This window comes from Rhodococcus sp. T2V, assembly GCF_029269925.1.
Classification (GTDB): Bacteria; Actinomycetota; Actinomycetes; order Mycobacteriales; family Mycobacteriaceae; genus Rhodococcus_F; species Rhodococcus_F koreensis.
Genome location: NZ_JARJBD010000058.1, coordinates 52674 through 63709, shown reverse-complemented (window position 1 = coordinate 63709; position 11036 = coordinate 52674). Strand labels below are relative to the sequence as shown.

Here is an 11036-nt window from a genome sequence, read left to right as displayed (position 1 = left end):
CGAGGTCGAGACCTGCCAGGCGTTCCTTGTCGGTGAGAGTCTGCTCGATCGTCATGATGGTGCCTTTCCTTGCAACGGTTTTCGGATACGGAGAAGGTGAGTGCGACTGCGCACCGGGGGAGTGGCGAATGCCTGACACAGAGGTAACCGGCCGCCGGCCCGGTCGTCAACCGAGTCCCGCGCATCTAGCCGCATCGACGGATGAGAGCGGCCCCGGCCCCGCTTTCCTATACAATCTGAATACTTCAATGGGGCAATAGAAATGGACTGCGATGGTTGCGCGGAGTGAGATCGGCGTCGGAGTGCTCGCTCGCGCGGTGGCGATCCTCGATGTCGTGGAGTCGAACCCGATGGGTGCGAGCGACCTCGCCCGCGAGCTGGACCTGTCCCTGTCGACCACGTACCGGCTGGCAACGGACATGGTCAAGCACGGCCTCCTCCGGAAGGATCAGGAAGGCCGTTTCTACCTCGGTCAGCGGTTCGTCACGACGGCGCTGAGTGATCTCGCGGTCCCGGCTCTGCGCGAATTGGCGGAGAAGACAGGGGAATCCGCTCAGTTGTGGGTGCGGCGGGGCGAATCGCGGCTCTGTGCGGCCAGCGTCGACTCGCAGCACGAGCTGCGGGTCGCGCTGCCCGTCGGAACATTGGTGCCGCTTCCGCAGGGGTCGAGTGGGCACGTGCTGTCCGGAGACTGGGAGTCCGACCCCGAGGCGGTGAAATCGGGTTGGTGGGTGTCGATTTCGGAACGCACACCGGGTTCCGCCTCCATCAGCGCACCGGTTCGCAGGCACGGCGAGATCGTGGCCGCCGTGTGCGTGTCCGGTCCCGAGGGGCGCATGGGGGAGAATCTGGGTTCCCGGATGGGCCGCGCAGTCGTCGCTGCTGCGCGGCAGATCGAGACGTCCGTTCCCGGCGACTGACTCGTTCAGGCGATGTCGAACGTGGTGACGTCGGCCGACCGATGTTGCTGCGCCAGTTGGCGGTAGACCGCCGCGTTGGCGGCGTTGTGGCCCACCTCGTCGTCGGTCAGTTCCCGGCGGACCTTCGCGGGCACGCCGGCAACGAGTGAGCGCGGCGGAATCCGGGTTCCTTCGAGGACGAGCGCACCGGCCGCGATCAGCGACTGCGTGCCGATCACCGCGCCGTTGAGGACGGTGGCGCCCATACCCACGAGGGCGCCGTCCTCCACGGTGCAGCCGTGCAGCACGGCGTTGTGCCCCACACTGACGTCCCGGCCGACGACCACGGGGAACCCCGGGTCGACGTGAACGTCCACTCCGTCCTGGATGTTGCTGCCCTCGCCGAGGGTGATGGAATCGCAATCGGCCCGCAGCACGGCGCCGTACCAGACGCTGGCCTTCGCGCCGAGGGTCGCGGCGCCGATCACCGCCGCGGTCGGCGCGACCCACGCGGTCTTCTCCGCGCGCGGCGAACGTCCGTTGATCGCAACGACGTGTGGTTCTCTCACCGTGTTCTCCTCCTGTCGAGCAGCGGATTCGCGCTGCATCTCGCAGCGTTCCGTCGTCCATTGTCGTGTGGCGCGGACTCCGGGCATTGCCAATTGTGACTGCGCCCACTACCGTCATTCTTATCAGACGGGAAGCTAACTGCCAAATAATGAGAATGTGCAGGCAGGGCTCCCGTGGACATCCGGTACAGATCGACGAGGGAGAACTCTCACATGCAGGTCCCAGAAAACGGCCCACTGCACGGCATCCGTGTGCTGGAACTCGGCAACTTCATCGCGGCCCCCATCGCGAGCCGCATCTTCGCCGACTTCGGCGCCGAGGTCGTCAAGATCGAACGGCCGGGCGTCGGCGACGAACTGCGGGGCTGGCGCCGCCGTCGCGGCGCGACGTCGATGATGTTCCGCACCATCGCCCGCAACAAGCGGTCCGTCACGCTCGACCTCCGGACGGACGAGGGCCGCGCGATCATCCTCGACCTCGCCCGGAAGTCGGATGTCGTCATCGAGAACTTCCGCCCCGGAACGCTCGAACGGTGGGGAATCGGCCCCGACCAGCTGACGGCCGCCAACCCCGACATCGTCCTCGTGCGGATCTCCGGCTATGGGCAGACCGGCCCGTACCGGGAGCGCACCGGATTCGGCGGTGTCGCCGAGGCTTTCGGCGGGCTACGGCACGTCACCGGCTACCCGGACCGTCAATCCGTCCGGGCGGCCGCCCCCATCGCCGACACCCTCGCCGGGCTGCACGGCGCGATCGGCGCCCTGATGATGTTGCTGGCCAGGGCGAGACAGGGCGATCATTCGACCCCGCGGGTGGCGGACGTGGCCCTGTACGAATCGGTGTTCATGGCGATGGAGTCCCTCGTTCCCGACTACGACGCGTACGGCATGGTCCGCGAGCGGACCGCGGGCAACCTGCCCGGCGTGGTGCCGAGCGGTGTCTATCCGTGCGACGGCGGCTCCGTGATGATCGCCGGCAACTCGAGCGGCGTGTTCGGCCGGCTGATGCAGGCCGTGGGACGGGGCGATCTCGCCGACGATCCCGAACTGGCCGACGGGGACCAGCGATTCCGGCGTGAAGCCGAACTCGACGACGCGATCTCCGCGTGGACGTCCCAGCGGCGTCCCCGCGACGTGGTCGCCGAACTCGGCGCCGCCGGCGTGCCCGTCGGCGAGGTGTACGACGCGGTGCAGATCGCGGACGACGAGCACTACAACGCGCGCGGCATGCTGCAGAGCCTGAAGGTGTCCGTCGACGGGGAACCCGAAGAAGTGCGCTTCCCCGGAGTCGTCCCGCACCTCGACGGCGAACCCACCCAGATCCGCTGGGCAGGACCCGAGCTGGGTGAGCACACCGACGAGATCCTCGGCGGATTGCTGAACCTGTCGGGCGATCAGCTCGCCGACTACCGCGCCCGCGACATCGTCTGAATCGGAGAAGTGAAATGACAGTCACCATAACGGATGTCGTGCTGCGGGACGGATTGCAGGACGAGGACGCGGTCGTCTCCACCGACCACAAGATCGCCGTCGCGGACGCACTCGTCGCCGCAGGCGTGACGCACATCGAGGCGGCATCGTTCGTCTCGCCCACACGCGTCCCGCAGATGGCGGACGCCGACGACGTCATCGCCCGATTGCCCCGCACCGATCCGTCGGTCACCTACAGCGCCCTCGCACTCAACCCGCGTGGGGTGCACCGCGCCGTGGCGACCGGCATCGACGAGATCCAGGTCGTGACGTCCGCCAGCGCCGGGCACAGCACGGCGAACACCGGCCGGAATCCGGACGAGGCGCTGACCGGACTCGCCGAGGCATTGCAGAAGTACCCGGACCGGAGTTTCCTCGGAGGTGTGTCGACCGCGTTCGTCTGCCCGTTCGAGGGCATCATCGCCCCCGCCGCGCTGGTGCGGGTGGCGCGCGCGATGGCCGCGATGGGTGTGCGCAGGCTCGGGCTGGCCGACACCTTGGGAACGGCCACCACCGAGCAGGTGCTCGCGTCGGTCGGGGCGGTACGCGACGCCCTCCCCGACATCGAACTGAGCCTGCACCTGCACAACGCACACGGGCAGGCCCTCGGCACCGTGATCGCCGCGCACCGGCAACTCGGCATCACGCACTTCGACAGCGCCATCGGAGGGTACGGCGGCTGCCCGTTCGCCCCGGGCGCCCACGGCAATCTCGCCACCGAGGAACTGGTAGCGCACCTCCACGCGCACGACATCGACACGGGCATCGATCAGCAGGCCCTCGGCCTCGCCGTCGACACCGTGAAACTTGCTCTGGCACAAGCTCGGCCCCTCTCCGCAGTGTGAACTGCGAACTCACCCCGAAAGGCCGACCATGGTCTACGCAATCTCCATCGTCGCTCTGATCGCGATCTTCACCGTCGCGACACTCACGCCGATCAACATGGGCATCCTCGCGTTCGCCGGAGCATTCGTCATCGGCGGCTGGGTGTCCGGGATCCCGGTCGAGGACATCATCGACGCCTTCCCCGGCAGCACGTTCATCATCGTCGGCGGCATCACGCTGCTGTTCGCCATCGCGAAGGCGAACGGGACCATCGACCTTGTCATCGAGGCCTCGCTGCGCCTCGTGCGCGGCAGGCGGTGGGCGATCCTGTGGATGATGTTCCTGCTGTCCGGGCTGCTGATGGCACTCGGGTCCGTGCTCGCGGTCGGAATGCTCGCCCCCATCGCGATGCCCCTCGCGGCCAAGAACAGGATCAATCCGTTCCTGATGGGCATGGTCATCAGCCACGGCGCCCTGGCCTGCGCGTTCTCGCCCATCAACCTCTACGGCGCGTTCATCAACGGGCTGATGGACTCCACCGGCGTGGGGGCGAACCCGCTGGTCCTGTTCGCTCTGCCGTTCGTGCTGAACCTGGCCATCGCGATCGTGCTGTTCCTGATCTACGGCCTCGACCTGATCGGGCACCGCGCTCCGCGCCCGGTCGAGGAGACATCCGACGGCGGCGGATTCGGCGGTTCCCCGCGCCGGTCGTCCGGTGGTGGCGCCCCCGCCGGCGGTCCGGGCGGGAACACCGCGACGCTCACCGATCGCGAGGTCATCGAGGAAGCGCTGAGTCACGAGGGCATGAAGCCGGTGAAGATGGACAGGTATCGGTTCGCGACACTCGCGGGCATCGGGTTCCTCGTCGTCGGGTCGGTCGCGTTCGGAATCGACGTCGGCGTCAGCTCGATCTGCATCAGCGCGGTCCTGCTGTTGATGGCGCCCAAGTCGCACCCCAAGGTCGTCGACAACGTGGCATGGCCCGCCGTGGTGCTCGTGTGCGGGATGCTCACCTACATGGCGGTCATGACGCAGAACGGCACGCTCGACTTCCTCGGTGACGCGGCGTCGGCTCTCGGATCGCCATTGCTGACCGCATTGATCCTCTGCTACGCGGTCGCGATCATCTCCGCGTTCGGATCGTCGATCGGCACGCTCGGCATAGCGTTGCCCCTCGCCGCGCCGATGCTCGCGATGGGGGAGGTGGGCGCCGTGGGATTCGTCGCCGCCCTGGCGTTCTCCGCGACGGTGGTCGACGTCAGCCCGTTCTCGACGAACGGCGTGATGGTGCTCGCCAACGCACAGGTCGAGGACAAGGCGCGGTTCCAGCGCAAGATGCTCGCCTACTGCGGCCTGATCATACTGTCGGCTCCGATGTTCGTCTGGGCGCTGGTCGTCGTGCCGACGTCCGTGTAGGTCTTCCGGGCAGTGCCGGTCACCGTCTTCGGGGCGGTGACCGGCACTTCTCACGGTGCGAGGCCGCCGACTGTGAACTTTACGTACTTTAATCTTCATGTAATGGACTGTTGTCCAATAGTTTTCGATTCAACTGGGTGAAAAGTGCTGCCACAGTGACACATGCCACAAGATTACGTCCGTTTCGGGCGTTTCGTCGTTCTCCGCCCGTAAGGTGTCGACATGTCGTCGATCCTCGAGAACGAGAAAGCACCCCCATCCGGTGCCCCCGCCCCCGGACCGACCCGCGGCGAAAGGTGGCGAAACAACGCGCGATACGACCTACCCGCATCGCTCGTCGTCTTCCTCGTCGCCCTGCCGCTGTCGCTCGGCATCGCCATCGCGTCCGACGCCCCGATCATGGCGGGACTCATCGCCGCGATCGTCGGCGGCGTGGTCGCAGGTTCCGTCGGTGGGGCGCCGCTCCAGGTCAGCGGTCCCGCCGCCGGATTGACCGTGGTGGTAGCAGAATTGGTCGCCACGTTCGGCTGGAAGGCCACGTGTGCGATCACCGTCGCCGCCGGATTCCTTCAAATCATCTTCGGACTCAGTAAGATTGCCCGCGCCGCCCTGGCCATCGCACCGGTCGTCGTCCACGCCATGCTGGCCGGCATCGGAATCACGATCGCCCTCCAGCAGATTCACGTCCTCCTCGGCGGCAGCTCCCACAGCTCGACCGTCGAGAACATCACCCAGCTGCCCGGACAGCTGATATCCGCCCGGTACGGCGACGTCCTCGTGGGAGCGGTCGTCATCGTCGTCCTGTTGTTCTGGAAGAAGATTCCCGGCAAGCTGAAGGTACTCCCGGGACCGCTGGTCGCCGTCGTCGCCGCAACCGTTCTGTCCCTGGTTCTCCCGTTCGAGCTCGATCGAATCACGTTGGACGGCTCCCTGTTCGACGCCGTGGCGCTGCCCTCGATGCCGGAAGGCCCGTGGCTCGCCGTGGCCACCGGTGTGCTGACGGTCGCGCTGATCGCCAGCGTCGAAAGCCTGCTGTCCGCCGTCGCCGTCGACAAGATGCACGGCGGGACCCGGTCGGAGTTCAATCGGGAACTCGTCGGTCAGGGTTCGGCCAACATGGTCTCGGGTCTCATCGGTGGCCTGCCGGTCACCGGTGTCATCGTGCGCAGCTCCACCAACGTCGCCGCCGGGGCGAAGACCCGGGCATCCGCGGTGCTGCACGGCGTCTGGATCCTCGTCTTCGCCGCACTGCTCACCGCGCTGGTCGAGCAGATCCCGATGGCCGCGCTCGCCGGACTGCTCATCGTGATCGGCATCCAGCTCGTCAAGATGGCGCACCTGCGCACGGCCCGCCGCACCGGCGACCTGTGGGTGTACGGCGTGACCGTGGCCGGCGTGGTCTTCCTGAACCTGCTCGAGGGCGTGATCATCGGTCTCGCACTCGCGGTGGTCCTGCTGCTGTGGCGGGTCATCCACCCCAGGATGCGCGCCGAACCCATCGGATCCGAGGACTCCGGGCGGTGGCGCGTGACCGTCGAGGGGTCGTGCAGCTTCCTGTCCATGCCCGCACTGACCGGGCTGCTCGCGAAAGTCCCCGCGGGCGCACACGTCACCGTGGAACTGGCGGTCGACTTCCTCGACCACGCCATGTTCGAAGCGATCGACGACTGGAAGCGGCACTACGAGAACAACGGCGGAACCGTCGTGATCGACGCGCTCGGTCCCGTCGACATGGACGCCGTGGGTGCGTCGCCGCCCCGGCGCGGCGTCGGCGTGGCGAGCCCCCGCGGGTTCGCCCCGTGGAAGAGCTGGCAGCCGCGGCACCACGACACCGGGGAGACCACCACACCGGCGGCGCTGCGACCCGTCCTCGCCGGAGTGTCGGAGTACCACCGGCGCCACGCGGCGCAACTGCAGCCGCACCTCGACGACCTGCGGGACGGGCAGCGCCCCGACTCGCTGTTCCTCACCTGCTCCGATTCACGCATCGTGCCGAACGTGATCACCAGCAGCGGTCCCGGCGACCTGTTCACGGTGCGCAACGTCGGCAACCTCGTCCCGACCGGGAAGCAGGACGTGTCCGTCGAAGCGGGCCTGGCCTTCGCGCTCGACGAACTCGAGGTCAGCTCGGTGATCGTGTGCGGCCACTCCGGCTGCGGCGCGATGAAGGCCGTCCTGGCAGAGGCGCAGGCGGACACGGACGGATCCGAGGGCGCCGTCGAGCAGTGGCTGACGTTCGCGCAGCCGAGCCGCACGGCGTTCCTCGGCGGTCACCCGGTGGCGCGTGCGGCGGCCGAACTGGGATTCGACGAAGTCGACCAGCTGGGCATGGTGAACGTGGCGGTCCAGGTGCACACCCTCGGGCGCCATCCCCTCGTCGGCGCGGCGGCGGCCGAGGGCCGAGTACGCGTCGCGGGAATGTTCTTCGACATTCCGTCCGCGCGCGTACTCGAGATCACCTCGACCGGTGTGTCCTACCTGGACCACGTGCCGACATGATTCAGAGGAGATGGACCCTCTTGTAGAGGCGCTTCGACGGGCCGCCGACGAGGCCGACGCCATCGAGGAACTGCATCAACTTGGAACCGGACGTCCGGACGGTGTCCTTGTAGTGCTGGTTGCTCTTGGCCTCGGCGGCGGCCCGCTTCGGGTCGAGGCCGGCGTTCGCGTAGACGTCCTTGCGGATCATGCTCTTCATCACGAAGTACACGACCACCGCCGTGTTGAGCCGCTCGATCTGGAGGCGGGTCCAGCTCGCGCCCTCGATGCGGCGTCCGACCTCCTCGCGGGCGAAGCGGATGTGGCGGGCCTCCTCGAGGACGTGGATCTTGCTCACCGTGCGGGTGACGGGCTGCACGCGCTCGTCCTTCATGAAGTCGCGCTGCATCATGTCGAGGATCTCCTCGGCGGCCATCACGCTGGCGTACGCGTTGGCGCCCCGGAAGAAGCCGCCCCAGATGCGCCCGAGCTTGTGGATCACCGGATGGGGGCCGTAGCTCGGCATGTTCAGGCGTTCGCCTGCGCGGGCGAACATCACCGAGTGGCGGCACTCGTCCGCGACCTCGGTGAGGGCGAACTGGACGTGCCGTGAGTGCTTGTCGCGGCCGTACACGTCGCGCAGGAGCATCTGCATGAGGAGGATCTCGAACCACAATCCGACGCTGGAGACGCTGGCGGCCTCGTGCTTGGTGAGTTCGACCTTCTGATGGTCGGTCATCTCGTCCCAGAGGGCCGTGCCGTAGAGCGTGCTCCATTCGGGGGTGAGGCCGAACTTGTCCTCCGGGATCGGTGCTTCCCAGTCGACCTCGACCATCGGGTCGTAGGACTTGCGTGCCGAGGACGCCAGCAAGCGCTGGGCGGTCTCTTCGCGGTCGGAGACGACGATCGATGCGGTCATCACTACCCCTTGATCTGTGACTGGTTGACCTGTGATGTGGGCGGTCAACTAACTGTGACATTCAGTTACTGATACTGAACGATACAGCGACGGCGGTCACAAGGGCAACGTCCGCTCAGTCGATCTCGGCCAGTTCCTGCGGCGATTCGGCCCTCGGCACGGACCCCTTCCGCCCGGGCGCCCACACCGCGAGCAGTAGCGATGCGCCGAACAGCACGCAGGCCAGAACGATGGACGCCTCGTCGAAACCCTTCAGGAACGAATCCCGGGCGAACGTCGCCAGTTGCTCACCCTGCGGGCCGGCGACGTCGGCGACCTGCAGTGCCGCCGCCAGCGAACTCGACACCGGCTCCTTCGCGGCCTCCGGGACGGCGTCGACCGTGGGCTGCACGTGCCTGCCGTAACCTGCGGCCAGGACGCTGCCCGCGAGCGCGACCCCGATGGCCGAGCCGATCTCGCGCGCCGTGTCGTTGACGGCCGACGCGACACCCTGCTTCTCGTCGGGAGTGTTCTGCACGATCGCCGACGTCGCGGGCGCCGTGCACAGTCCGATGCCGAACGCGGCCACGATGAGCGGGGCGCACACCTCGGCGTAACTCGACTGCGCGTCGAGCCGCACCAGTAGGAGAATGCCCAGGCCGAGCAGCGCGGAGCCGGACGCGAGCAGCGGCCGCAGCCCGACGTGCGGGACGAGCATCGGCATGACCGCGGACATCGCGACCACCGGCACGGCGAGGGGAGCGAGCGCGAGCGCCGACTGCAGAGGGGAGTAGTCCAGCACCAGTTGCAGGTACTGGACGAGCAGGAAGAACAGGCCGAGTGAGGCGAGGAACTGCAGCAGCAGCGACATCGACCCCGAGCCGAACGCACGGTTGGCGAACAGTCGGACGTCGAGCAGGGGATGTTTTCGGCGAAGTTCCACGAGGGCGAACGCGGCCGCGGCGGCGAGTCCGCCGACGAGCAGTCCGAGCACGACGGGATCCAGCCAGCCGCGCTGCGGCGCCTCGATGGTTCCCAGGACGAACAGGCCGACCGCGGCGGCGATCAGCCCGGTGCCGGGCAGGTCCAGAGGTGGGCGCTGCGACTCCCGGGACGACGAGATGGTGAAGCCCGTGACGAAGATCAGCGCGGACACCACGGTGAGGCCGATGAAGATGGCGTGCCACGACCACTTCTCGAGCAGAAATCCGGAGACCAGCAGGCCTGCGATCGCACCGGAACCGGCGACACCCGACCAGATGCCCACGGCCCGGCCCCGGTGTGCCGGTGGAAAACCCGACGTGAGCAGCGACAGCGTGGCGGGCATGACGAGGGCGGCGCCGACGCCCGCCATCGCCCGGGAGCCGATGATCCACTCGGGCGCGTCGTCGACGAGGGGGATCGCGGTGGAGGCGCCGAAGATCAGCAGTCCGATCATGAGCAGCCCACGCCTGCCGTACCGGTCGCCGAGCGCGCCCGCCGGAAGCAGCAGGGCGGCCAGCGTCAGGGTGTAGCCGTCGACGATCCACGTCAGCTGACTCTGCGTCGCACCCGTGTCTCGGGCGAGGTCGGGGAGTGCGGTGTTGAGGGCCGCCATCGCCGCGACGACAAGGGCGACGGCGCAGCACGAGACCGTGAGCATCCAGATCTGCCGCAGGGTCCAGCCGGCATTCTCCGGTTGTTCCTGCTGTTCCTGTGATGCCTCGTTCCGAGCGTGCACGACACTCCTCCCGATAGAAATAAGACTGTCAGTATCGTTGGTAGACTGACGGTTCACAAGAGGTCGGGCAGTGGCAGGAACGGGCGGTGCAGATGACCGAGCAGGATCCCCGCAGGCAGCGCTCGCGTGCGCGACTTCTCGACGCCGCGACAACTCTCCTCGCGAAGGGCGGCACGGACGCCGTCACCATCGACGCCGTCACGACGCTGGCGAAGGTGGCTCGTGCCACGCTCTACCGGCATTTCGACAACGGCACCGAACTGGTTGCCGCGGCGTTCGGGCGGCTGATTCCGCCGGCCCCGACGGTGCCCGCTGAAGGCGACCTCCGGGACCGGCTGGTCGAGTTGATGGTCAGTCAGGCGAAACTCATCGAGAGTGCCCCCATGAACGTGACGGCGATGTGCTGGCTGGGCATGGGTCCCGCGCTGGACGACTACTCGAGCGCGGACGCCGCCCAGTCGGACAAACCGGAACTGCGGACGCTCCGGCAGACGATCGTCGCGCAGTACCGGGCGGCGTTCGACCAGGTCTTCGGCACACCGGAGGCGGCGGAACGCCTCGGAAAATTCGACTACGACCTCGCCCTCGCCCAGCTCCTCGGACCGCTCGTCTTCACCCGGCTCGCCACCCTCACCCCGCTCGGACGCGCCGCGTGTGAGCAGATCGTCGACGACTTCCTCGCGGCACGCGCCGCCCAGGTCGAAGCCGGTGTCGGCTCGCCGGCGCTGCGCGAGATACCGCCTGCTCAGGCATTATGACGT

9 protein-coding genes are annotated in these 11036 nt (G+C 67.7%); 6 read left to right on the top strand and 3 right to left on the bottom strand.

Features of this window, described 5'->3' with window-relative positions; all coding sequences use genetic code 11:
* The first annotated feature begins 272 nt into the window (after positions 1–272).
* Positions 273–920, top strand: a complete 648-nt coding sequence (locus P3H15_RS35310; protein ID WP_276141506.1) for an IclR family transcriptional regulator — start codon at positions 273–275, stop codon at positions 918–920.
* 5 nt (positions 921–925) lie between these two features.
* Here P3H15_RS35310 and P3H15_RS35305 read toward each other — a convergent pair whose 3' ends face one another.
* Entirely contained in the window at positions 926–1468 is a 543-nt protein-coding gene (locus P3H15_RS35305) for a gamma carbonic anhydrase family protein (protein WP_276141505.1), read from the bottom strand.
* 213 nt (positions 1469–1681) lie between these two features.
* On the opposite strand from P3H15_RS35305, the gene P3H15_RS35300 reads away from it, so the two are divergent.
* The 4 genes from P3H15_RS35300 (at position 1682) to P3H15_RS35285 (ending at position 7678) form a co-directional block, all read left to right on the top strand.
* The gene (locus P3H15_RS35300) at positions 1682–2899 is read left to right on the top strand and encodes a CaiB/BaiF CoA-transferase family protein (protein ID WP_276141504.1); all 1218 of its coding nucleotides are present in this window, start codon (positions 1682–1684) and stop codon (positions 2897–2899) included.
* A gap of 14 nt (positions 2900–2913) precedes the next feature.
* Positions 2914–3783 carry a hydroxymethylglutaryl-CoA lyase gene (locus P3H15_RS35295; RefSeq protein ID WP_276141503.1) on the top strand — a complete coding sequence of 290 codons (870 nt, stop codon included), beginning with the start codon at positions 2914–2916 and terminating at the stop codon, positions 3781–3783.
* A gap of 28 nt (positions 3784–3811) precedes the next feature.
* Positions 3812–5179: an SLC13 family permease gene (locus P3H15_RS35290; RefSeq protein WP_276141502.1), complete on the top strand. Its 1368-nt coding sequence runs from the start codon at positions 3812–3814 to the stop codon at positions 5177–5179.
* Positions 5180–5401: 222 nt separating this feature from the next.
* Positions 5402–7678 carry a bifunctional SulP family inorganic anion transporter/carbonic anhydrase gene (locus P3H15_RS35285; RefSeq protein ID WP_276141501.1) on the top strand — a complete coding sequence of 759 codons (2277 nt, stop codon included), beginning with the start codon at positions 5402–5404 and terminating at the stop codon, positions 7676–7678.
* Between the two features lies 1 nt (position 7679).
* On the opposite strand, the gene P3H15_RS35280 is transcribed toward P3H15_RS35285, so the two are convergent.
* Both P3H15_RS35280 and P3H15_RS35275 read right to left on the bottom strand, forming a co-directional pair.
* Positions 7680–8576, bottom strand: coding sequence for a diiron oxygenase (locus tag P3H15_RS35280; protein ID WP_276141500.1), 897 nt, complete (start codon positions 8574–8576; stop codon positions 7680–7682).
* A gap of 115 nt (positions 8577–8691) precedes the next feature.
* Complete coding sequence (locus tag P3H15_RS35275) at positions 8692–10197, bottom strand: DHA2 family efflux MFS transporter permease subunit (protein ID WP_276141508.1); 1506 nt, start codon at positions 10195–10197, stop codon at positions 8692–8694.
* Between the two features lie 164 nt (positions 10198–10361).
* Here P3H15_RS35275 and P3H15_RS35270 point away from each other — a divergent pair, with 164 nt between their 5' ends.
* Positions 10362–11033, top strand: coding sequence for a TetR/AcrR family transcriptional regulator (locus P3H15_RS35270; RefSeq protein WP_276141499.1), 672 nt, complete (start codon positions 10362–10364; stop codon positions 11031–11033).
* Positions 11034–11036 lie beyond the last annotated feature (3 nt).

Excerpts from the sequence above, each read along its gene's own strand:
- P3H15_RS35310 (WP_276141506.1), top strand. The coding sequence starts at position 273 with ATGGTTGCGCGGAGTGAGATCGGCGTCGGAGTGCTCGCTCGCGCGGTG.
- P3H15_RS35300 (WP_276141504.1), top strand. The coding sequence starts at position 1,682 with ATGCAGGTCCCAGAAAACGGCCCACTGCACGGCATCCGTGTGCTGGAA.
- P3H15_RS35295 (WP_276141503.1), top strand. The coding sequence starts at position 2,914 with ATGACAGTCACCATAACGGATGTCGTGCTGCGGGACGGATTGCAGGAC.
- P3H15_RS35290 (WP_276141502.1), top strand. The coding sequence starts at position 3,812 with ATGGTCTACGCAATCTCCATCGTCGCTCTGATCGCGATCTTCACCGTC.
- P3H15_RS35285 (WP_276141501.1), top strand. The coding sequence starts at position 5,402 with ATGTCGTCGATCCTCGAGAACGAGAAAGCACCCCCATCCGGTGCCCCC.
- P3H15_RS35280 (WP_276141500.1), bottom strand. The coding sequence starts at position 8,576 with ATGACCGCATCGATCGTCGTCTCCGACCGCGAAGAGACCGCCCAGCGC.
- P3H15_RS35275 (WP_276141508.1), bottom strand. The coding sequence starts at position 10,197 with ATGCTCACGGTCTCGTGCTGCGCCGTCGCCCTTGTCGTCGCGGCGATG.